We start from the raw sequence: 23,899 nt of genomic DNA, 5'->3' as shown, positions 1-23,899 counted from the left end.
CGATTATCCCCTCTTCCAGCGAATGCCTTGCGCTGTGTCTTCCAGGATAATATTCATCGCTTTTAATTGGTCACGAATTTCATCAGCCCGAGCAAAGTTTCTTTCTTTTCTAGCTTTTGTTCTTTCTTCAATTAACGCATCTATTTCTGCGTCTAAAACCTCTTCTTCCTTCTTAAGGACAATGCCTAAAACACCCATCAAAGAGTCGAACAGCTCAATAAAGTTATTTAGTACAAGGGAAGAGGTTTGCTTCTCCAGTAAGTATGTGTTAGCTAGCTTCGATAGCTCAAAGATTGCTGCAATACCATTTGCTGTATTAAAGTCGTCATCCATCGCAATCTCGAATTGCTCTTTAATCTCATTCATTTTGTGATTCCACACATCGTCTTGATTTCCAAGATTAGCGGTGTTATTTAAGCGGTGTAAAATGTTCTCGTACGAGGTACGGATACGTTCTAAACCAGCTTCAGCTTGCTCTACCAATTCTCTGGAATAATTTATCGGGTTACGATAATGGACACTTAGCATAAAGAAACGAAGAACTTGTGGATCGATTTCCTTTCGAATATCGTTCACTAAAACAAAGTTTCCTAATGACTTTGACATTTTTTCATTGTCGATATTAATATAGCCATTATGCATCCAGTAGCGAGCAAAAGTCTTCCCTGTTCTCGCCTCTGATTGAGCAATTTCATTTTCATGATGTGGGAAGGTCAAGTCTTGCCCTCCTGCGTGAATATCAATTGTATCTCCTAAAATTTCACGCGCCATAACGGAGCACTCTATGTGCCAACCGGGTCTTCCAATTCCCCATGGGCTTTCCCAATAAATCTCGTTTGGTTTAGCGGCTTTCCAAAGTGCGAAGTCTAAAGGATCTTCTTTTTTCTCCCCTCTTTCAATACGGGCACCGACCTTTAAATCATCCACTGATTGATGAGAAAGCTTTCCATAGCCCTCGAATTTTCGAGTTCGATAGTATACATCTCCTTGAGACTCATACGCATAGCCTTTTTCGATTAAAACCTCGATAAATTCAATAATTTCCTTCATGTGTTCGGTTACGCGAGGATGAGCATCCGCTCTACTGCAGCCCAATGCCTCCACGTCTGCAAAATATGCATGGATAAAACGTTCCGTAAGCTCTGAAACATCTTCCCCAAGCTCGTTTGCTGCTTTAATAATCTTATCGTCTACATCTGTAAAATTGGAAACATACGTTACCTCGTATCCTCTATATTGTAGATATTTTCGGACAGTATCATAGACAATTACAGGTCTAGCATTCCCAATGTGTATGTAGTTATATACAGTCGGACCGCAGACATACATCTTTACCTTTCCATCTTCTAAAGGTATAAATGCTTCCTTTTCACGCGTTAATGAGTTAAATATTTGTATTGTCATGGCGAGTATTTCGCTCCTTTTCCTCTGTTAATTGGTCAACTAGTCCTTGCAATTCAGCTACTTTATCCTCTAACTGTTTACAACGATCCGAAACAGGATCCGGTAAGTCTTGATGATCTAGCTTTTTCTTCACCTTTACACCATCCTGTATAACCACCACTCCTGGAATTCCCACAACTGTTGAATTGGCAGGGACATCCTTTAACACCACTGAACCTGCTCCAACCTTACTGTTTTCCCCTATCGTAATAGAACCCAGCACCTTAGCTCCCGTAGCAACCAATACATTATCCTCTAATGTAGGATGGCGTTTCCCTTTTTCTTTCCCGGTCCCTCCAAGTGTAACCCCTTGATAGATAGTACAATCGTTCCCAATCTCACATGTTTCTCCTATTACAACTCCTGAGCCATGATCAATAAAAAAGCGACGCCCAATCTTTGCACCTGGATGGATTTCAATTCCTGTAAAAAATCTACTTAACTGCGATATTAACCTGGCAAGGAAGAAAAACTCCTTTTTATATAAGGTATGTGCAATTCGATGACTCCATATAGCATGTAGCCCCGCATATGTGAGTACTACCTCCAGCTTGCTAGTAGCAGCAGGATCCTGCTCAAACACTACCGCTATATCCTCTTTCATACGATTAAACATACTCATTCACTCCTTCCAACATGAGAAATACATAGGTAAAGCGAAAAGACTCCGTGCAACCGATGCTCAATTCTCTCCATAAAAAAAGTCTCTGTCTATAATTAGACAGAGACGCGAAAAGCGTGGTTCCACTCTGATTGGAAAGAATATCATTCATTCCCACTCAACATCCTTAACGCGGATAAACGTCCAGCCTACTCGAAACTTCGACATGGCGCTCAGAGGTGCATTTCAGAAGCTCATTGGTTCAGATCACTTTCAGCCGGTGATGATCCTCTCTAAAGAACATAAGCCTCTTACTTCTCCTCGTCCTAGCTTTTCTCTTACCGTTCTATATTTGTATTCCCATTCTTACATCTTGGTTTATAAAAGTCAATTTTATTGTTTTGCAAATTTTGCAACGCGCTCAATTACTTTCTCTTTGCCAATTAAGCTGATTGCGTCCCCTAATTCCGGACCATGCGTTTGACCTGTAGTCACCACACGGATAGGCATAAAGAGATTTTTTCCTTTATGTCCTGTTTCTTTTTGCACTGCCTTAATAGCTCCTTTAATATCTGTAGCTTCGAAGGATTCTAAGCCCTCTAACTGAGCTTTAAAAGCCGCCATTACTTCAGGAACTTGTTCGCCCGCCAACACTTCTAAGGCTTCCTCATTATATGCTAACTCATCGTTAAAGAACAGGGTAGAAAGCTCTACAATTTCAGCCCCATAACTCATTTGATCATGATAAAGTGCAATTAGCTTAGTAGCCCATTCCATTTGCTCTTCCGATAGTTCTTGTGGAAGAAGTCCCTCTTTTTGCAAATGAGGAAGAGCAAGCTCTACCACTTTTTCTAAAGGAAGCTGTTTAATATATTGGTTATTCATCCAAGTGAGCTTTTGTTTATCAAACATAGATGGAGATTTAGATAAACGATTCACATCAAAAATCTTAATAAATTCTTCTTTTGTGAAAATCTCTTCTTCTCCCTCTGGAGACCACCCTAATAGTGCGAAGAAATTAAACATAGCTTCTGGTAGATATCCGAGATCCTTGTATTGTGCAACAAATTGGATGATTGATTCATCACGCTTCGATAGTTTTTTTCTATTTTCATTAATAATTAAAGTCATATGACCGTACTCAGGATATTCCCATCCAAACACGTCAAACACCATTAATTGCTTTGGTGTATTGGATAAATGCTCTTCTCCGCGGAATACATGCGTAATCTTCATCATGTAGTCATCTAACACTACCGCGTAGTTATAGGTTGGAATTCCATTTGCTTTCACAAGAACCCAGTCACCTACATCTTTAGATTCAAAGGAAACTGGACCGCGTACTAAATCATTAAATGAATAAGTAACGTTTTCAGGCACACGCATACGGATAGTATATGATAGACCCGCGTCTTCTTTTGCCTTTACTTCTTCAGCAGATAGATGACGGCATTTCCCATTATACATAGGAGCTGCTACTCCTCTTTCCTTTTGTGCCTCACGATCAGCTTCAAGCTCTTCAGGAGTACAGAAGCATTTATAAGCATGCCCCTTCTCCATCATTTCCTCCGCATGCTTTGTATAAATATCTAATCGCTCCATCTGACGGTAAGGTGCATAAGGTCCACCGATGTCTACTGACTCGTCATAGTCCATTCCTAACCACTTTAGGTTTTCTAACTGAGACAGCTCTCCACCTTCAATATTTCTTTCGATGTCCGTGTCTTCAATACGAACGATAAATTTCCCATTATGGTGACGAGCGAATAAATAGTTAAACAATGCAGTGCGTGCTCCCCCAATATGGAGATTTCCAGTTGGACTTGGTGCATAGCGTACGCGAACTTCTTGTGTCATGATAAATCCTCCTAATTTTCTTCCGAATATAAGCAAACTCTGACAGTTATACCATCAGAGGTTATCTTTGTTCATAAACTTTATATATTCTACCACTGCTCATGCTATTTTTAAAGTTAGTCTTTTTTTATTAACAAAATGGTTGCAAGGGAAGCAATACCTTCCTCGCGACCAGTAAATCCTAATTTTTCTGTAGTTGTCGCTTTTACATTTACTTGTGAGATATCAGCATTAAGCAGCTGGGCTACACGAGCACGTATTTCTTCTATATAAGGAGCCATTTTTGGTCGCTGTGCAATAATGGTGCAGTCTACATTTCCTAAGACATACCCTTTTTCTTTAACCATTTTCCAAATATATTCAAGCAGCTTTGCAGAATCTGCGTCTTTAAACTCCGGGTCAGTATCAGGGAAATGTCGCCCTATATCCCCTTCTCCAATTGCCCCAAGAGCTGCATCTGTTATTGTATGCAACAAAACATCCGCATCTGAATGTCCAATAAGGCCTTTCTCGTGTGGGATAGTTACTCCCCCAATTATTAACGGTCTTCCTTCTGCGAATTCATGTACATCAAAGCCTTGTCCAACTCGTATCATTCTTATTCCTCCTGTTCCTGTTTTGCTAACAGAAATTCTCCGTAGAGTAAATCTTCTGGGGTCGTCATTTTTATATTATCGTAGGTGCTCTCCACTATGTACACTCTTTCTCCAAGCCTCTCCACGAGCATTGCTTCATCCGTCCCAAGAAAGCCATCCTGTTCTGCAACTCTTTCCGCCTTTTCTAGGATTTCATATGGAAAGGCTTGTGGCGTCTGAATAATCCATAGACTTTCTCGGTCTACCGTTTCTTGAATAACCTGATCCACTACCTTTTTCATCGTATCCTTCGCCCGAACAGCAGCTACTGCCCCACCATATTTTTGAGCAGCTTCTACAAGCTGGTGGATAACATGCTGTTTAATAAAAGGTCTTGCTGCATCATGCACAAGGACAACCCCTTTTACAGAGACTTCCTTCAAGCAAGCATAAACGCTATGCTGCCTCTCGTCTCCCCCCTCAGCAATAGCCGAAACCTTCGTTATGGAGTGTTCCTCCAGTAGTTGCTGGATGAGTGCTCTTTCCTCATTTTTCACCGCCAAAACAATTTGATGGCATTTTGGATCCTTTTGAAATACTCGAAGTGTATGTATTAATATAGGAACATTGTTCAACGGAAGTAAGAGCTTATTTTGTCCTGCCCCCATTCTTTTCCCGCTACCAGCTGCTGGCAATAGCACTGTATACTCCACCTTTTGGCTTCCTCCTCGTTGATACAGAAAAAGGGATTGCTCCTAGTTTACGGAACAACCCTCCCCCCTATTTCGTTTCTTGTGGTTTTGCAAAAATCATTCTACCGGCAGAAGTTTGTAAGACGCTCGTCACTTCTACATTTATCGCTTGTCCTATATAAGATTTGCCGCCTTCTACGACAATCATTGTTCCATCGTCTAAATATGCCACACCTTGATTATGCTCTTTTCCATCTTTAATAACAACTACGTGCATTATTTCCCCGGGAATAACGACTGGCTTTACCGCATTAGCAAGATCGTTAATATTTAATACACGTACCTGGTGAAGCTCACATACCTTATTAAGGTTGAAGTCATTTGTTACAACAATTCCATCCATTTTCTTAGCCAAACGAACGAGCTTCAAATCCACCTCTGATATATCATCGAAATCATCCTCTACAATCCTCACAGCTGTTGCACGTTCAGATCGAAGCTTGTTCAACACATCTAAGCCACGTCTCCCTCTTGTTCTTTTTAACGTATCCGAGGAGTCAGCAATATGTTGAAGCTCTGTAAGAACAAATTGAGGAACAACCAGTACCCCTTCAATAAAACCAGTTTCGGAAATATCAGCAATTCGTCCATCAATAATAACACTTGTATCTAAAAGCTTATATATTCCAGAAGAACTTGCGGGTCTTTCATCATCCAGGTCCTCAGGTGTTTTTTTCTTCCCATTTAGTTGTTTAGATGGAGTGAATACTTGAAGAAGCTCATCTCTCTTTTTAAAGCCAACCTGAAAGCCCAAATATCCAAGAATGATAGACAGCAATACTGGGATAACAGACTGGAAAACTGGTAGCTCAATGCTGTTGACTGCTGTCCCTAATAAGAAGGCTACGATTAAACCAATAACTAGACCAAGCGTTCCAAATAATAAATCTCCGATTGGAGCTTTTAGTAATCTTTCTTCCATCCATTGAATGAAGTTCACCAAATAGTCGGTTAAGAATAGTGCCGCAAAATACAGTAAAACTGCTCCTATAAGAATAGAAACGTATATATTGTTAATCCAAGGGTTTTGGGATAAATTAATTAATTCGTATAAGTGCGGTAAAAATATTAACCCTAGTGTTCCACCTATTAATATAAACGAAATTTGTATAATCCATTTTAACAATATGTCCACCTCCGCCTTTTTCATTATACTTCCTACTTCTAAAAGAAGTCTATTGGGAATGGGAGCATTTTAAGCTCCCATCAAGAAAATGCTTCTTTCATCGCATCGTTTACTGACTCAATCCCTATAACCTGAATTCCTTTAGGGTAATCCCAACCACCTAGATTAGAAGCGGGAATAATTGCCCTTTTAAATCCAAGTTTGGCCGCCTCTTGGACACGCTGCTCAATTCTAGAGACTCTCCTTACTTCTCCAGTTAGACCGATTTCACCTATAAAGCAATCCGTGGGATTCACTCCAGTGTCTCGGAAACTAGAAACGATACTTACTAGAACGGCTAAATCAATTGCAGGTTCGTCTAATTTTACGCCTCCCGCAACTTTAATATAAGCATCCTGGGTTTGGAGAAGTAACCCCATCCTTTTTTCTAATACAGCCATTAACAAGGATACCCTATTTTGATCTATGCCAGTCGCCATTCTTTTAGGATAGTTAAAGCTTGATTGTGTAACCAGCGCCTGAATTTCCACGAGAATTGGTCGTGTCCCTTCCATCGAGGCAACAATGGCTGACCCAGCAGCACCATGAGATCTCTCTTGTAAAAATAATTCTGAGGGGTTTAGCACTTCTTTTAATCCTGATTGCACCATCTCAAATATAGCAATCTCGTTTGTGGAACCAAATCGATTCTTTTGTGAGCGTAAAATACGATACGTATGATGCCTTTCTCCTTCGAAATATAGAACTGTATCTACCATGTGCTCTAGTAATCTTGGACCCGCTATTTGTCCCTCTTTCGTCACATGACCGACTAAAAAAATTGCCACGCCTTTCGTTTTTGCGATACGCATTAGCTCTGCTGTACATTCTCGCACCTGCGACACACTTCCAGCAGCGCTAGTAACTTCCGGATGATGGATTGTTTGGATAGAGTCCACAATAACGAACTTTGGCTCCACTTGCTCAATTGTGTCATTGATTAGCTCCAAATTTGTTTCAGAGTAAATGTATAACTCGCTAGAAGTAACACCAAGACGTTCTGCACGAAGCTTTGTTTGGCGAATAGATTCCTCACCAGATATATACAATACTCTTTCTCCTTTATTAGCGAGCAGAGCAGAGACCTGTAATAATAAGGTGGACTTCCCGATGCCGGGATCTCCTCCTATCAGTACAAGCGAACCTGGGACAATCCCCCCTCCTAATACTCTATTCAGCTCCGTCAATTCTGTCTGGACTCTTGGCTCTTCAACCGTTTCTACTGAGACAATGGGAGTTGCCTTTTGGGCTACGCCAGTGGAATGCTGGAAGGAGCGCTTTGGTCCTTTAGATACAACTTCTCTTTCCTCTACCATGGTATTCCAAGCACCACAGCCAGGGCATCGACCCATCCATTTTGCCGCTTCATAACCACATTCACTGCACATAAATTTTGTTTTACTTTTCGCCATTACTTCCTCCTATGTAAAAAGGCATTCCGTTCTCACGTTCGGAATGCCGTAATTTTATTAGCCTTCTGTTACTGGTTCTGCTGTTCGTACGACGAACTCATCATTTTCTACATCAAATACTACGTGCTGACCTGTTAGAACAGTTCCTTTTAACAATTCTTCAGAAAGTCTATCTTCCACATGCTTCTGAAGTGCTCGACGTAGTGGTCGTGCTCCGTATGTCGGATCATAGCCCTCAGAAGTAATTTTGTCTTGTGCTGCTGGAGTAAGCTCTAAATCGATCCCTTGCTCTTTCAAGCGTTTTGCCAGCTGCTCAGTCATAAGCGTCACAATTTCTTTTAGATGTTCTTTCTCAAGTGAGTGGAACACAATCATCTCATCTAGACGGTTTAGGAATTCAGGTCGGAATGCTTTTTTCAATTCCTCTAACATTTTTCCTTTCATGTCTTTATAATCTGATTTTGCATTATCTTGAAGATTAAAGCCAACGTATTTGTTATATTTCAGAGCATCTGCTCCAACGTTAGATGTCATTATTACCACTGTATTACGGAAGTCTACTGTACGGCCCTTAGAATCTGTTAAGCGTCCATCCTCCAATACTTGAAGGAGAATGTTAAACACATCTGGATGCGCTTTTTCTATTTCATCTAAAAGGATGACAGAATAAGGTTTACGACGGACTTTTTCTGTTAGCTGGCCTCCATCATCAAATCCAACATATCCCGGAGGAGAACCTACAAGACGAGAAGTCGAATGCTTTTCCATGTACTCGGACATATCTACGCGAATCATTGCATCCTCGTCACCAAACATAACCTCTGCAAGCGCACGAGCTAACTCTGTTTTCCCTACCCCTGTTGGCCCTAAGAAAATAAAGGAACCGATTGGTCTTTTTGGATCCTTCAAGCCTGCGCGCGCGCGACGGATTGCTCTCGAAATTGCATCTACCGCTTCTTTTTGCCCGATAACACGTTCATGAAGCTTTTCTTCCAATTTTAACAGCTTCTCCGATTCTGTTTGTGCTAGCTTGGAAACCGGAATACCAGTCCACATGGATACTACGGAAGCAATATCTTCTACCGTTACTTCTGATTCTTCTTTTCCTTGCTTTTCTTTCCAGCTATCTTTCATTTCTTCTAATTTATCTTTAATTTTTTGCTCTTTATCTCTAAAGGAAGCTGCTTTTTCAAATTCTTGACTTTGTACAGCAGCATTCTTTTCAGAACGAACAGCCTCTAGCTGTGCTTCTAGTTCCTTTAAGTTTGGCGGAGTTGTATAAGAGCGAAGACGAACCTTTGATCCTGCCTCATCAATTAAATCGATTGCTTTGTCTGGTAAGAAGCGATCTGAAATATATCGGTCTGACATTTTCACCGCTGCCTCAACAGCTTGATCAGAAATTTTCACTCTATGGTGAGCTTCGTAACGATCTCTTAAGCCGTAAATAATTTGAATTGCTTCGTCTACTGAAGGCTGATCTACTTGAATAGGTTGGAAACGACGTTCTAAAGCTGCGTCTTTCTCAATATATTTGCGATATTCATCAAGCGTAGTTGCACCTATACACTGAATTTCTCCACGAGCTAGGGCAGGTTTCAAAATGTTAGAAGCATCAATTGCACCTTCCGCTCCTCCTGCTCCAATCAAAGTATGCAGCTCATCAATGAATAGAATGACATTGCCCGCTTGGCGAATTTCATCCATTACTTTTTTCAAACGGTCTTCGAATTCACCGCGATATTTCGTTCCTGCCACCACGGTTCCCATGTCTAATGTCATGACACGTTTATCACGTAGTATTTCTGGTACTTCGTTTTGTACAATTTGTTGAGCAAGACCTTCAGCAATAGCTGTTTTACCTACTCCTGGTTCTCCGATTAATACTGGGTTGTTTTTAGTACGACGAGCAAGTATTTCAATTACCCTCGTAATTTCTTTGCTTCGACCAATAACAGGATCCAATGTACCTTCTCTTGCAATTTGTGTTAAATCCCTTGCAAGACCATCTAATGTTGGCGTACTAGCTGGAGCAGCACTGCTATTGCCATTGCTTCCATGAGCTTGATCGGAGCTTCCCAATAACTGAAGAACTTGCTGACGAGCTTTATTTAAGCTTACACCTGAATTATTTAATACTCGTGCAGCTACTCCCTCACCTTCGCGAATTAACGCTAAAAGCAAGTGCTCTGTGCCGATATAAGAATGACCAAGTTTTCTAGATTCATCTACGGAAAGTTCAATTACCTTCTTCGCACGAGGTGTATAGTGTACAATCGGGCCAACATCTTCTGTTCCTGTACCTACTAGTTCTGCAATTCCCTTTTCAATTAATTTCGGGTCCACTCCGATAGCATCTAATGCTTTCGCAGCAATTCCGCTTCCTTCTCGAATTAAACCAAGCAAGATATGCTCTGTTCCTATTGATTCATGCTTTAAACGAATTGCCTCTTCTTGAGCCAATTGTAGTACTTTTTGGGATCTTTGTGTAAAACGATTAAACATCATGCGATTTCTCTCCTTTTCTCTCTTTTTCTCCTTTTTGCAAACGTTCCCTTAACAACTTCGCTCGAAACATATCTCTTTCTGTTGTGGTTAATGAACTGCCTGCAAACTTTTGTAGAAAACCAGGCTGCATAAAGATCATGCATTCATTTAAAATAGTTTCATCCACATCTTTGATTAGCCCCATATCAATTCCTAAACGGACATCTGAAAGGCAACGTGCTGCTTCCTCCGTAGTCATGAGCCTTGCATAAGAAAGGATTCCCAAGGAACGGTAGAGCCGGTCCTCTAATGTATTTGGAGAATGCTTTAGCAAAGTATCTCTAGCTTCTCTCTCTTTTTGGATAATTTGCTCTGTGATACTCTGAAGATCGGCCAAGATATCCTCTTCGGTTTTACCTAACGTAGTTTGGTTGGACACCTGGTACACATTGCCGAGCGCTTCACTACCTTCTCCGTAAATGCCTCGCACTACCATTCCTAACCTGGAAATAATCGTTATGATTCTACTCATCTGCTTCGTTTTGGTTAGTGCCGGCAAGTGCATCATGACAGAAGCACGTAAGCCTGTGCCTGTATTTGTTGGACAGCTTGTTAAGTAACCAAATTGCTCATCAAAGGCATACGGTAGTTCTTTTTCTAATAATCTGTCAATGGTATCTGCTTGCTTATATGCCTCTTCTATTTGAAGACCTGGAAATAAGCATTGAATCCGGATATGGTCCTCCTCATTGACCATGACACTTACCGATTCATCCTCAGATAACAACACAGAACCAGTCTCAGGTGAATTTGCTAGCTTTGGGCTTATTAAGTGCTTCTCAACCAGTACCTGTCTACTAAGCTCCGGTATATCTTTTATTTGAATAGAGGAAAAGTTCATCTTTAAATGCTCATCTGCGTCTATGAGAGTGGAAGAGACAGAATGGTCAATTTTATGTGCTTCATCCTCCGAAAATGCTAATGGAAAACGATAGCCGTTCAAGTTTCTAGCTAATCGTATTCTAGTGCTCATCACAATATCGGAATGCTCTCCATTACCTTCCATCCAACTGGAGATAGAGTTATCTAAAAAATGATCAATGGACATCTTCTTCACCTCCGGCAAGTTGACTTTCTAATGCCCTCGCTTCATCGCGAAGTCTCGCCGCTTGTTCAAACTGTTCTGTTTCAATCGCTTCTTTCATTTGGTCCCGAATACTATCAATTCGTTTTTTCAAAGCTATTCTCTCTCCAATAGCACCCGGCGCTTTTCCCACATGGGTAGCATTCCCATTATGCAATCTTTTTAAGACCGTGGGTAGTTGATCGCGGAAGCTATTATAGCAGTTAGCACAACCAAATTTTCCTTCATCCAAAAAGCGTTGAATAGACCATCCACATTCTTCACAGGCAATTGCAGGTCTTTGTTGTCTATGGTGAATTGGTTGCTCTGCATGGTTAAACCAATTAGACAATAACTGATGCAAGGAGAGCGGGTCCTGTTTATATTCTACGTAAAACGGGTTGAGTCCACTTGCACATACCTCACAATAATGTCTTTCAAAGTGTTCACCATTATGAACTTGTGTAACTGTTACTTTGGCAGGTCTTTGTTTACAATTTTCACAAATCACTTCTCAACACACCCCGTCTCCTAATCATTTTTCTCATATTTCAAAGTAAGCAGCATCGCAGTTAGAAGGCGTGCCCTTATTTTGTCTCTTGTTGGAAAAGGGATATTCAGCGTATTCCTACTAAGAGCAGCCAAGAGCAGTTTTGCTTCTCTTTTTGTAATTACTTCTTCCTCCAGTAATCGAAATACAATATCTTCCGTAACCGATTCTGAGGCACCATTTTCAATACTATTTATTATATGCTCAATTAAATCAGCCTTTGTATGCGCACGGACTCGAAGGATTCGAATATACCCTCCACCCCCGCGCTTACTCTCTACTAAATAACCACGATCTTGGGTAAACCGAGTATTAATTACGTAGTTTATCTGCGATGGGACGCATTGAAACTTTTCAGCAATTTCACTTCTTTTAATTTCAATTTGTCCTTTGCTTTCTTCTTCTATAATCGCTTTTAAATACCCTTCTATAATGTCAGATATATTTTTCATCTTCTCACCTCTTCTCCGCAAACTGACTTTGACTATCTTTGACTATATTATAACGAGATTCTTTTTCCCATGCAATTCATATGCTTTTCCCTAGAAATGCGTAAGCGCCTGTTCTGCTCTGACAAGCAAATGGGGAAAAGCGAGGAGGCAGCTCTCCGGCCACCACAGCTTTTTCACATTTGACCTCGAGGGGCAAGGCGCTGGAACTGGACACCACGAAATGCGCAAGCGCCTGTTCTGCTCCGACAAGCAAAGCTAGGTGGTTTTGTCATCGTCTTATCCTATAAAGTGAAACTTTGATTGGTGGGGGTTTTCTTTCATCCCCCGCCAATCATTAGTTGAACCAATCGGGCTTTTAGGACAGTTGATCTCCCACTTCGCTGTCTCATGTCTTTTGCCAGCTTGAAGTCGGAGTCTTACTGTCCCTTAATGCGGGATAAAAAAACTACCGACTAAAATAGTCAGTAGTTTCAGGTTACCTCAAAGAGAAAATTTATATTCCGTTTTACTTATCTTTTCTTTTTAAAACCTTTTTGCGACTTGGATAGCTGCTTCCACTTATCCCGTTCCGCCTTTTGAGCCACCATATCATTTTTCCTTTCGATATGGGCAAGCTCTCGCATGAGCTTTACGTAGCTCTTATATCGCTCATTTTTTAACCTGCCGTCTTGAATAGCTTCTTGGACAGCACAACCGGGTTCTTTTTTGTGCTCGCAATCTCGAAAGCGACAATTTAATGCCAAATCCTCGATATCTTGAAAGCTGGCACTGACGCCCTCACTATTATCCCAAAGCTGAAATTCTCTCATTCCTGGCGTGTCTATCAATAGACCGCCATTAGGTAGCAAGGTTAGCTCTCTATGGGTAGTAGTATGTCTTCCTTTACTATCATCCTCTCGGATATCACTTACCGTCATTACTTCTTGCCCAGATAAAGCATTGATCAAAGAAGATTTTCCAACACCTGATGAACCAAGCAATGCTCCTGTCCTTCCATTTCCCAGTAAGTTGGACAGTTGTTCTATGCCTTCCCCAGTGACACTACTCACTGTATAGACATCTAGCCCAAACGCTACTGACTCTACCTCACTTAGATAATACGCCAAGTCCTCACACATATCCTTTTTTGTTAGTACAATCACTGGAATTGCCCCTGAGTCCCAAGCCGCAAGTAAGTAACGCTCCATACGGCGAATATTAAAGTCATGGTTAAGTGACATCACAAGAAACACATAATCCACATTTACTGCTACTAGCTGTATTTCCGTTGTAGAACCAGCTACCTTTCGGGAAAATTGAGAAACACGAGGTAGTACAGCATGGATAATCCCTTTTTCTTCCCCAGGCATTTTTTCTAAAACTACCCAATCGCCTACCGCTGGAAACATCTCTCGCCCTTGCTCAAACTTAAACTTTCCGGATAATGTACACAGCCATTCCCCTTCATTTGTTATCACTCTATATAAATGCTTATGCTCCAACAAAATCCTACCAGCAATTCCTCTACCATTTAACTTTTCTTCCCAATTATTATTCCAACCATATTGTTCTATTTTATCCAATTTAAATTCCTCCTAATAATTAGCCAAACATCATGCCCTTTTTAGTCAAAGGTTAAAATTAGGCAATAAAAAACCATGACTGCACGAAATCAGCAATCATGGTCCCCGTTCATTAGAAAGAAAGTAAATGGAATAGCAAAAGAATAGCTTGATTAACTTCAAGCTTTCCCCCTTATTTAATCCAGTTTACAGAATGGGACATCATGAAATGACTGATTCGTTGGTTAATAGTTACAATTGCCATAATACCCCACTCCTTTCGTTTGTTATTTACAGAATACTACAACACTTCTGAACATGCAATAGGCTTTTTACGCAGTAATATCTCGTTTATTAAAGGTCACAAAGCTAATAACTAAAAATACAACTGTATAGATGGCTATAACAGAAATAGAAAAAGGTAAAGTTAAGCCCTCTATGAGTGGTTCACCACCTATAAATTGTGATAAATCAGTATTAGCAAATAAAATATACTTTGCAAAATCAAACTTCATGGAAAGTAAATAAGTTATATTCGTCCCCATAAATAGTAGGAAGATAGAAATACCTATCGCCAGAGAGCTAGAGCGGAATACAGATCCAATCATAAAGGCCAAAACGCTAATAACCAGCACATTTACTAAAGAAAGAACAGTTAGCAATAAGACTCTTCCCCAGAAGGATATTTCTGTAATTTCTCCGTTATTAGCTTCTAGTATATAAGCTGGAGTAGACTCAAAGAATAGATAGCTTGTTATGATCCCTAAGCTTACCGTGATAGCTGTAAGTACCGTTGCAAATAAACTCATCGCCAGCAACTTAGAAGCCAGTATTTTCCACCTTTTCACCGGTCTCGTTAATAGCATTTTTATAGTCCCTGTCGAAAATTCTGTTGCAATCATTCCTGCTCCTACAATTACCGTAAAGAGAGTTACAACAGATAACATAGACGGAACGTCCAGAATGTACTCCTCAGCAGAGTAGCTTTGAACAGGTGGCAGATTATTCTCCAAGCGATGCTCTAATATTCTTTTTTGGTCCTTTAAATCAGCTGATACTACTCCACTGTTCAGCTCTTGGTCAATCATTGTTAATTCAGAGCTGGCAGCTTGCTTCCAATCCACAGGGTCATCCATTGTACTCATCCATTTTCCGAGCCCTGCTGAAGCAAACATTAGCAAAGCAATTAAGATAACCATCACCCAAGTACCCTTCTTACTCCAAAGCTTCAACCATTCATTTCTTATGAGATTCAGCAATTTGTCCACCCCCTGTTAATTCTAAAAATTGATCCTCTAACGTACGTTTGTATGGTGTTATTTCATATACCTGCACACCGTTCGCTAAGAACTCTCCTACTAGGACTGGAACCTGGTCCTTTTCTATAGATACGAGGAGGCCATGCTCGTGTCTTGTAAACTGAATTTCCTTTGTCGTTAAGAACTCCTGAGCTCTATCTTTCGGTGTAACCTCCAAATAATATTCTGAAGACTGCTCTTCTTTTACCTCTTTTAGAGTAACCAGCCTTCCATTCTGAATAACCGCAATTCGATCACACATTAGCTCTATTTCTGCTAACAAGTGACTCGATACGAAGATGGAGACCCCTTCCTCCTTCGCAATTTTTCGCAAATATGTCCGAAATTCTCGAATTCCAGCTGGATCTAGCCCGTTTGTTGGTTCGTCTAAAATTAAAAATTTTGGACGGTGAAGTAATGCCTGGGCTAATCCTAGTCGTTGACGCATCCCCAAGGAGTAAGTAGAGACTTTCTCATGAATCCGATTTTGCAGACCAACCTGAGCAATTACCTCTTCTATTCTCTCCTTGCTAATATGCTTATGCATTCTTGCAAAGTGAACTAAATTCTTATAGCCACTCATAAACTTATACATCTCCGGATTTTCAACAATAACCCCAACCTTACTCATCGTCTCCTCAAAGTGCTGGGAAATGGCTTGCCCATCTATAAATACCTCTCCATCTGTCGGTCTCATAAGTCCGGTCATCATACGAATGGTGGTCGTTTTCCCTGCTCCGTTTGGCCCTAAAAAGCCAGTTATTTGCCCTGGATATAAATCTAAGCTTAGATTATCAATAATCTTCTTTTTACCTATAACCTTTGAAAGTTTTTCAAGCCTGACAATTGGCTGCTTATCCATGTATCTTCTCCTCCTTAAACAAGCTTTTCATCCATTGTGTAATGTCCTCACGATTATTTTCACGAATATCATCAACTTTTTGATGTGCAATCACCTGACCTGCTTGCATAACAATGATTTCGTCCAAAATCGGTTCTACCTCTTTTATTTCATGTGTAGACAATATAATAGTTTGTTTCTCAATATCCACAAAACGAAGGAAGCCACGAATAATATCCTCCCTTACCATTGGGTCTAAGCCTGATAAAGGCTCATCAAGCAAATAATAATCAACTTCTCTCCCTAACGTCGCAGCAATCTTTGCCCGTCCTCTACTCCCTTTAGAAAGCCTTTTTAAGGAGGAATCAAGGTCGATGCCGAGAAATTCGGCTACAAGCTTTGCTTTATCCATCCGAAAATCACTAAATTGGGAAGCATAGTATTGAAATAGCTGCTTTACCGTAAAATAAGGAAAAATATCATCGGCATCGGTTAAGTATGCAACTTTGGCAGCAGTTTTGTAGGACACATTCTCGCAGTCCAATAGGATAGATCCTTCATCGGGCGATAATATCCCTGCCATTAATTTTAAAAGCGTAGATTTTCCCGAGCCGTTTTCCCCACACAGACCAATGATCCTTCCTCTCGGAAAGGATAACGTCACTCTATCTACAGCCTCGCGCTTCCCATATTTTTTGGTTACTTGATCTACTTGAATCATCTGCTATCCCCCCTCTTCCAATTACTCAGCTGCATAAGGACTTCCTCTTCCTTAAATCCAAATGATTCCATTTGCTGAATAAAGCTCTCTACTAGTGAATTCATCATTTCCTGTCGAAGTAATTCTAGTCTGTGAAGATCCTCCGTCACAAAAGTCCCCTGCCCTCTTTTAGTCTCTGTTAGCTTCATTAACTCCAGTTCTCTATACACCCTTTGCATTGTGTTCGCATTTACGCCTAATTCCATTGCATTCTCTCGAACAGATGGGAGCTTTTCACCAGGCTTCACACGTCCCTTTAAAATTTCCCCACATATTTTATCGATGATTTGTTGATATATCGGTTTGTCTGGTAGAAAGTCAGTCATATTGATACCCTCTTACTCTCTTTTGAATTACCAGGACGGATAGCAAAAATAAGATAACTAAGAATGTAGCCCTAATGAATAAATCAAATAAATAAATATTGGTATAATCCATGAAAACAGCAAAGTAGGCACCCTTTATCTCCAGCAATTCTATGGGTTCTAAATGAATCTTCCACTGACTAGCGAAGTTCTGATACGTTTCCGATTCAGTAATTCTAAGATAAGTTCGGTGAAAGTAAAAATAAACAACGATTGCTACGATATATGCAAAGGATGTATTAAGAGGCTTTAATAAACGCCATAAAATCCACATAGTTAGTAGACCTATGGTTGCCCCTAATGCCACGAGATAAGTCGTCACAATTAGTGAAAGCTCCAATTGGAGTAGTGACACAAAGCCTAGGTTATTCTCTTCTACGATTAGGTAGTACTCCACTATAGTGACAAAACCATTAATCAGTAATCCAACTAAACTAAATAGCGATACAGCTATTAGCTTTGCACCAACTAACGTAAACGCTGATGACTGATTATGGAACCAAATATCTGGTCTCTTCATCTCTTTTTCTAAACTAGTGAAGAAAATTGCCAAGAAAAAGATAATATATGCATACATCCACATAGAGGAGGTAATAAGGTGAACCTCACTTATATGCTCTTCCATTTCAACCATTCTTTTTAATAGAAAGGGACTGGCAATCGTTCCAATAACACTCGTAATAATACCTAGTATCATAATGCCTTTATACTGCATCCATTCTTTCCAAACTAAGCCCTTCACTCTGCCCATTTTATTCCTCCGATTGATAATATTAGTGTATTAGTTACATAGTACACTAATATTAAAAAAGATGTCAACCAATTTAAGAAAATAATTCCAATGAGCAAATAACAAGCAAAAAGGGACACAGAAGGAGACTCTGCCACCCAGTCAGTTCCCAATCAACCTCGAGGGACGAGCCAACGAACATCGGGTTCCCGGCATAAAAAAAATCTTGGGAAACCCAAGATCTTTTACTATTGATATAAATGACAAGCTACAAAATGGCCAGGCTCTTCTTCCTGCCAAACTGGCTTCTTCTGTGCGCAAACCTCCATAGCTTGTGGACATCTTGTTCGGAATACACACCCAGAAGGAGGATTAATAGGGCTTGGAAGCTCGCCCTCTAAGATAATTCTCTCTCTAGCCTCTTCAATATCCGGGTCAGGTATTGGAATTGCAGATAGTAAAGCCTGTGTATAAGGATGTAACGGGTTTTCATAGAGCTTTTCACTTGTCGTAAGCTCTACCATATGCCCTAAATACATTACTCCAATCCGATCGGAAAGGTATTTCACCATAGATAAATCATGTGCGATAAACAGATAGGTTAACCCTTTCTCCTTCTGAAGACGCTGAAGCAGCTTCACAACCTGCGCTTGCACGGATACGTCCAAAGCAGAAATAGGCTCATCCGCAATGATGAATTCTGGATCTAAAGCTAGCGCTCTTGCAATACCGATTCTCTGTCTTTGGCCGCCGGAGAATTCATGTGGGTAGCGATTTGCATGGTCCCTATTAAGTCCTACATCCTCTAAAAGTTCATAAACCCTTTCCTTCATTTCTGCTTTACTTTCATAAAGCTTATGGACCTGCATCGGCTCTGCGATGATCTCCAAAACGGTAGAACGAGGGTTGAGAGAGGCATACGGATCCTGAAAAATCATTTGCATTTTCTTTAAATAATTTGTTCTTTCCCTATCGTTCATCCCATGAACATTTTTATCTTCAAATAAAACATTTCCTTCGGTTTTATTATAAAGCCCTAAAATTGTTCTACCTGCGGTGGATTTACCACAGCCAGATTCCCCTACTAAACCAAACGTTTCTCCCTTTCGAATATCAAAGCTAATACCGTCCACCGCTTTTAGTGTTTGATTAGCTCCAATATCAAAATGACGCTTTAAATCCTGTACCGATAAAAGTACTTTCTCTGTCATAATTCTCCCCCCCTATACGGTATATCGTCTTATAGCACAAATCTCTTCTTCCAGCTTTGACCCCTTTAGCAACAAAATTTCAATCGCCTTACCTGTAGAAGGAGAATGGAGCAGTTGCCCATTTCCATAATAAAACCCTACATGACGAACTCTATTTGTTCCTTTCGTCGCAAAAAATAACAAATCACCCTTCTTCCATTGTTTAGGGTCATCCATAGCTAACTCTACTCCTCCTAATGCTTGATCTCCTGCATCTCGAGGAATAAAGTGACCTATCGCTTTCATCATATTATAAGTAAAGCCGGAACAATCGTAGCCGTAGGGAGACATTCCTCCCCAAAAGTATGGTAAATCCAAAAACTCTTCTCCGAGGTCTACCGCTTTTTCTGCTGAAAACATTGGTAGCTGCTCAACAGATTCCGCAAATTGAACCTGCTTCTTAGAGATGAAAGCTTGTCCTTCTGGTGTCTGCACCACATAAGAGGTCTCTTTTTCCTCAACAACAGGCAATATAGTATTGAAAGGGACTATTAGAAATGGGTCTCCATTTGGATAGAACATTTGCGCTTTGTTAACTGTTACCCTCCCTATCCCAATAGCGTCTTCCAAAGTAACACGCTTCAGCTGAGAAAGAGGGACCCAGCCAGGGTAGCCTCTCTCGTCTTTTTTAGAGGGTTGCCATACCGCAATAATTTTTGCCCACTCTTCTTGAATATCCTCCACTAATACGGGTTCTCCATATAAAAGCTGTGTTTGGACTCGATTATCGTCACAAAGAGCAAGACGTTCTTTGTAAGGAAGTGCTTCTAGCCATTCCATCATTTGAACTGGATTAGAAATTCCAGGTGTATCTATTTCTCTAGCTGATGCTGGATTTGTCCAAACAGTAGCGACCTTTACTCCACATACCCATTCATACGGTTGTTTTGACATCATTTCGGTGCTACCCCTTCCCTTTGTATACTCTTGACACCTAAACCGCTTTCTGGAGGAAAGGACATCATATTCTGATGATAGATTACTCCACCCTCCACCAAATCTTTTGCAAGCATAAGCGGTGCATCGAAATCGAAATACCGAATGTTTGGTTGACTCGCAGCAAAGTGGGCTGCAGCAGTAATACCTAGCTTTGTTTCAATCATGCTACCTACCATGCAACTTATGTCATATGCTTCTGCTAGATTATTAATCTTTAATGCGTTGTAGATTCCACCGGCCTTCATGAGCTTGATATTTATGTAATCCGCTGCTCGCATACTAATTACTCTAGTTGCATCATACACACTAAAAACACTTTCATCTGCCATGATAGGTGTATCCGTATGATCTGTTACGTATTTTAAACCTTCTAAATCATGCGCTGGGACAGGCTGCTCCACAAACTGAATATCTAAACCCGCATCCTCCATAGCTCGGATGGCTCTAACCCCTTCCTTAGCACTCCATCCTTGATTCGCATCTAAACGAAGTGAAGCCTTATAGCCAATTTTTTCTCTAATAGCCTTGATACGCGCGATGTCATCCTGTATCTCGCCGATTCCTACCTTTATTTTCAAAATTCCAAAACCGTTACTTAGATAATTGGCCGCATCTTCTGCCATCTCTTCTGGTTCATTTACACTGACTGTATAATCCGTTTCAATTTTACTCCGGTATCCACCTAGGTATTGGTATAAAGGCAGCCCGGCATGCTGAGCAAGGAGATCATAAAGAGCCATATCAACCGCTGCCTTTGCACTTGTATTACGAACTACCGATTTATTTAACCGCTCAAATACAACTTCCTTTTCTAACAGATGTAGGCCAATGAGTTGCGAAGCAATAATGTTATTGATTGCATAGCGGATACTATCCATTGAATCGCCGGTAATTACATGAGTAGGAGGGGCTTCCCCGTATCCTACCCTTCCATCACTTGTAGTTACCTTTACATATACAGAGAACGCGGTTGTCACTGTTCGGAGTGCTGTTTTAAATGGCTTAGTTAATGGTACCGCTATATCAAATGTTTCAATTGATTGGATATACATGTTCTTCTCCTTATTCCACACCCGGCAAAATAGAGAGTGTTAGATTATTAGCATCAAGCTCTGCTTCTGAGCCCAATGGAACAGCAAAATGAGGCTGGCAATGGCCTATTTGAAAACCTTTTACCGTCGGCTTGCCGAGGCTTCCTAAGTAGTGATCAAACACTTCATCTAACGTGAGCGATTCCTTCCTCTTTTTAGGTTCCGCATCACAAAAATCACCTATTACAAATCCTGCTGCCTCCTGTAGCTTTCCTGCCTGTCGTAGCTGATTTAACATTCCATCTACTCGGTAAGGTTCCTCTCCAATATCTTCTAATAATAAAAGCTTATTCTTCGTATCTACTTCGTATTTTGTTCCTATCCCACTTGCCAGCAGGGATAGGTTACCGCCAGTTAATTCACCACTGGCTATACCTGGAGTTATCTGAGTCAAAGGGGAAATATCTTCTGTGTAATGCAATTCCATTGGCTGAAATAATTGAAGGAACATTTTCTTAGAAAGATCAGCAAACGTGTTTTTTCCAACATCGGAAGCCAGCATCGGTCCATGAAATGTCACCATATTAGAATAGATATTCATTCCAGTGTGTAAAAAGGTTATGTCAGAATAACCCCAAAAGATTTTTGGGTGTTCATTCATCAGTTGATAGTCAATTTTATCAGCGTATCTTGCTGAACCATATCCACCGCCTGCACAAATAATTCCAGCAATCCCTGGGTCAGCAAACATTTCATGCAAATCTTCTAATCTTTCTTCATCTGTTCCAGCCAAATATCCATAGACTTTATCTACACTTTTTCCCATTTGATAAGATAATCCAAGTTCTTCTAAGAAGGTCAGAGAGCGCTTTAATTGATCTTTGTTTGGAGGACTTGAAGGAGCAATAATGCCAATCGTGTCACCTTGTTGTAATCTTCTTGGTCTTAATTTCATTAATCTTCCTCCTGTGAATAAAGAAAGGACGGCACTTTATACATGTAAGTGCCGTTTCTCCCTTAGTAATCTAATAATTATAATCTATTGTTTATCTGCCCATTTCAGATCTAAATATCCGACTGGGTGTCTAACAATACCAGAAACATTTGGTTTTTCTAGCGTCACTTGGTTGTAGTAATGAAGTGGGAAGATTGGCATTTCTTCCATTAGCATCTTATCTGCTTCAATTAACATTGCCCAACGTTTTTGTGAATCTGTTTCATTTTTAATATCAGCAATCAGTTTATCAAATTCTGCGTTTGACCAAGTAGTTCTGTTCATGGAAGAACCAGTGATAAAGCTTTCTAAAGCATTTACCGGGTCTGCATAATCGAATAAGAAAGAAGAACGAGACAGCTGATATTTAAATTCTTTTTGCTCGGTAGCAAATACACTTGATTCGATACTTTGGAGAGCAACCTCTACTCCTAGAGTATCTTTATACATACTTTGAAGTGCTTCTGCAATTTTTTTATGTGTATCATTCGTAGAATAAGTTAAAGTTACTGCCGGTAATTCAGACCAGCCTTCCTCTGCCATTCCTTCTTCCAGTAATGTTTTTGCTTTTTCAGGATTGAATTCAACTAATTTTCCTGCAGTCTCCCTGAACTCTTTCCCATCTGGTCCAACAAAACCATAAGGTACGAACCCTTCAGCTGGTTTTTCTCCATTCTTTGTTACGTAATCAACCATATCTTGATAGTTTACAGCATAAGCAAATGCTTGACGTACTTTCTTATTTGTAAAAGGCTCCATAGACGCGTTAAAACGATAGAAATACAGACCCGCTTGGTCTTCTACTTTCATCTCAGGATTATCCATTAATTGTTCAGCCATCTCACTAGGAACTCCAGATACATCTAACTCCCCAGTTTCGTACATTTGATACTCTGTATTCGAGTCATTGATCATTGCCCATTCCACGCGATCAAGCTTTACAGTAGCAGCGTCCCAATAATGTTCATTTTTCTCAAAGCTAAAGCTTGTATCATGCTCCCATTTCGCCAATTTAAAAGGACCATTCCCTACAAAGGATTCAGCTTCTGTAAACCACTCTGGATTTTCTGTCGCAACTTTTTCGTTAACCGGGAAGAAGCTTGGATTCGTAATGATATTTAAGAATGCTTCAGTAGGAGCATTTAGCTTTACCTCAAAAACCTTTTCACTAACCGCTTTAATAGCTACATCTTCCGGAGCACCTTCGCCTGTGTTATACGCTTCTGCACCTTCAATGAAATATGCTAAAAACGCTGCAGGAGAAGCAGTTTCAGGGTTTAACATATGCAGCCAGCCATACACAAAATCACTTGCAAGGACAGGATCTCCATTTGACCATTTTGCATTATCGCGAATGGTAAACGTATAAGTTAAACCATCTTCAGAAACTTGTATATCTTCAGCAGTTGCAGCTTCTGCTTGATGGTCCTGTGAAAGTCGTACGAGGCCTTCCATTAAGTTATTTAAAGCACTCCACGAAACAGAATCAAAGCCAACAGATGGGTCAAACGAGGTTGGTTCGTTTCCATTGTTTAAATACAGCACTTTTTCTTCTTCAGCTGGTTCTTCCTTCTCCCCTGTTTCAGGAGCCTTAGTATCGGTATCCGCAGGTTTTTTACCAGCTTCTTCATTTGCAGTACACGCAGCCAATACGATTGTAAGGAATGCAATAACCATTAACGATAACCATTTTTTCAAAATTAGTTCCCCCTTTTTTAATGTTTATGTGAATG

At 40.4% G+C, this 23,899-nt stretch carries 22 protein-coding genes and 1 other annotated feature; all 22 genes read right to left on the bottom strand.

Going from position 1 to position 23,899, the window contains the following annotated elements:
* Nucleotides 1-3 precede the first annotated feature (3 nt).
* Nucleotides 4-1,404 (bottom strand): cysteine--tRNA ligase, encoded by a 1,401-nt coding sequence (gene cysS / locus AC1VU3_RS07750; protein ID WP_482983221.1) that lies wholly within the window; start codon nt 1,402-1,404, stop codon nt 4-6.
* Nucleotides 1,385-2,059 carry a serine O-acetyltransferase gene (cysE, locus tag AC1VU3_RS07745; protein ID WP_480389137.1) on the bottom strand — a complete coding sequence of 225 codons (675 nt, stop codon included), beginning with the start codon at nt 2,057-2,059 and terminating at the stop codon, nt 1,385-1,387. The genes cysS and cysE overlap by 20 nt, the downstream gene beginning before the upstream one ends.
* A gap of 104 nt (nt 2,060-2,163) precedes the next feature.
* Nucleotides 2,164-2,381, bottom strand: a binding site (T-box leader).
* Between the two features lie 56 nt (nt 2,382-2,437).
* Nucleotides 2,438-3,901: a glutamate--tRNA ligase gene (gene gltX, locus AC1VU3_RS07740; protein ID WP_480389138.1), complete on the bottom strand. Its 1,464-nt coding sequence runs from the start codon at nt 3,899-3,901 to the stop codon at nt 2,438-2,440.
* Nucleotides 3,902-4,017: 116 nt separating this feature from the next.
* On the bottom strand, nt 4,018-4,497 hold the full coding sequence (ispF, locus tag AC1VU3_RS07735) for a 2-C-methyl-D-erythritol 2,4-cyclodiphosphate synthase (RefSeq protein WP_482983220.1): 480 nt from the start codon (nt 4,495-4,497) through the stop codon (nt 4,018-4,020).
* 2 nt (nt 4,498-4,499) lie between these two features.
* Nucleotides 4,500-5,189: a 2-C-methyl-D-erythritol 4-phosphate cytidylyltransferase gene (ispD, locus tag AC1VU3_RS07730; RefSeq protein WP_482983219.1), complete on the bottom strand. Its 690-nt coding sequence runs from the start codon at nt 5,187-5,189 to the stop codon at nt 4,500-4,502.
* Between the two features lie 67 nt (nt 5,190-5,256).
* Nucleotides 5,257-6,354, bottom strand: a complete 1,098-nt coding sequence (locus AC1VU3_RS07725) for a PIN/TRAM domain-containing protein (RefSeq protein WP_482983218.1) — start codon at nt 6,352-6,354, stop codon at nt 5,257-5,259.
* Between the two features lie 80 nt (nt 6,355-6,434).
* Entirely contained in the window at nt 6,435-7,805 is a 1,371-nt protein-coding gene (gene radA, locus AC1VU3_RS07720; protein WP_480389142.1) for a DNA repair protein RadA, read from the bottom strand.
* 57 nt (nt 7,806-7,862) lie between these two features.
* Nucleotides 7,863-10,313, bottom strand: a complete 2,451-nt coding sequence (locus tag AC1VU3_RS07715) for an ATP-dependent Clp protease ATP-binding subunit (protein ID WP_480389143.1) — start codon at nt 10,311-10,313, stop codon at nt 7,863-7,865.
* Entirely contained in the window at nt 10,303-11,400 is a 1,098-nt protein-coding gene (gene mcsB / locus AC1VU3_RS07710; RefSeq protein WP_480389144.1) for a protein-arginine kinase McsB, read from the bottom strand. Before mcsB ends, AC1VU3_RS07715 begins: the two co-directional genes overlap by 11 nt.
* Nucleotides 11,390-11,926: a UvrB/UvrC motif-containing protein gene (locus AC1VU3_RS07705; RefSeq protein ID WP_482983217.1), complete on the bottom strand. Its 537-nt coding sequence runs from the start codon at nt 11,924-11,926 to the stop codon at nt 11,390-11,392. Before AC1VU3_RS07705 ends, mcsB begins: the two co-directional genes overlap by 11 nt.
* Before the next feature lie 20 nt (nt 11,927-11,946).
* Entirely contained in the window at nt 11,947-12,417 is a 471-nt protein-coding gene (locus AC1VU3_RS07700; RefSeq protein WP_480389146.1) for a CtsR family transcriptional regulator, read from the bottom strand.
* 509 nt (nt 12,418-12,926) lie between these two features.
* Nucleotides 12,927-13,970 carry a ribosome small subunit-dependent GTPase A gene (rsgA, locus tag AC1VU3_RS07695; protein ID WP_480389274.1) on the bottom strand — a complete coding sequence of 348 codons (1,044 nt, stop codon included), beginning with the start codon at nt 13,968-13,970 and terminating at the stop codon, nt 12,927-12,929.
* Between the two features lie 320 nt (nt 13,971-14,290).
* Nucleotides 14,291-15,217: an ABC transporter permease gene (locus tag AC1VU3_RS07690; protein WP_482983216.1), complete on the bottom strand. Its 927-nt coding sequence runs from the start codon at nt 15,215-15,217 to the stop codon at nt 14,291-14,293.
* On the bottom strand, nt 15,195-16,118 hold the full coding sequence (locus AC1VU3_RS07685; RefSeq protein ID WP_482983215.1) for an ABC transporter ATP-binding protein: 924 nt from the start codon (nt 16,116-16,118) through the stop codon (nt 15,195-15,197). The genes AC1VU3_RS07690 and AC1VU3_RS07685 overlap by 23 nt, the downstream gene beginning before the upstream one ends.
* Nucleotides 16,111-16,818: an ABC transporter ATP-binding protein gene (locus tag AC1VU3_RS07680; RefSeq protein WP_480389149.1), complete on the bottom strand. Its 708-nt coding sequence runs from the start codon at nt 16,816-16,818 to the stop codon at nt 16,111-16,113. Before AC1VU3_RS07680 ends, AC1VU3_RS07685 begins: the two co-directional genes overlap by 8 nt.
* Entirely contained in the window at nt 16,815-17,183 is a 369-nt protein-coding gene (locus AC1VU3_RS07675; RefSeq protein WP_480389150.1) for a GntR family transcriptional regulator, read from the bottom strand. The genes AC1VU3_RS07680 and AC1VU3_RS07675 overlap by 4 nt, the downstream gene beginning before the upstream one ends.
* Nucleotides 17,176-17,973: a hypothetical protein gene (locus AC1VU3_RS07670; RefSeq protein WP_480389151.1), complete on the bottom strand. Its 798-nt coding sequence runs from the start codon at nt 17,971-17,973 to the stop codon at nt 17,176-17,178. The genes AC1VU3_RS07675 and AC1VU3_RS07670 overlap by 8 nt, the downstream gene beginning before the upstream one ends.
* A 227-nt stretch (nt 17,974-18,200) precedes the next feature.
* Entirely contained in the window at nt 18,201-19,163 is a 963-nt protein-coding gene (locus AC1VU3_RS07665; protein ID WP_480389152.1) for an ABC transporter ATP-binding protein, read from the bottom strand.
* 12 nt (nt 19,164-19,175) lie between these two features.
* On the bottom strand, nt 19,176-20,099 hold the full coding sequence (locus AC1VU3_RS07660) for a C40 family peptidase (RefSeq protein WP_480389153.1): 924 nt from the start codon (nt 20,097-20,099) through the stop codon (nt 19,176-19,178).
* Complete coding sequence (locus AC1VU3_RS07655) at nt 20,096-21,193, bottom strand: dipeptide epimerase (protein ID WP_480389154.1); 1,098 nt, start codon at nt 21,191-21,193, stop codon at nt 20,096-20,098. The genes AC1VU3_RS07660 and AC1VU3_RS07655 overlap by 4 nt, the downstream gene beginning before the upstream one ends.
* 10 nt (nt 21,194-21,203) lie before the next feature.
* Complete coding sequence (locus AC1VU3_RS07650; RefSeq protein ID WP_480389155.1) at nt 21,204-22,127, bottom strand: S66 peptidase family protein; 924 nt, start codon at nt 22,125-22,127, stop codon at nt 21,204-21,206.
* Nucleotides 22,128-22,211: 84 nt separating this feature from the next.
* Nucleotides 22,212-23,864 (bottom strand): peptide ABC transporter substrate-binding protein, encoded by a 1,653-nt coding sequence (locus AC1VU3_RS07645; RefSeq protein ID WP_480389156.1) that lies wholly within the window; start codon nt 23,862-23,864, stop codon nt 22,212-22,214.
* Nucleotides 23,865-23,899 lie beyond the last annotated feature (35 nt).

The organism is Psychrobacillus sp. Z16_25 (assembly GCF_056856695.1).
The sequence above is the reverse complement of the archived record's forward strand: the minus strand, read 5'-3'. Positions and strand labels throughout refer to the sequence as shown.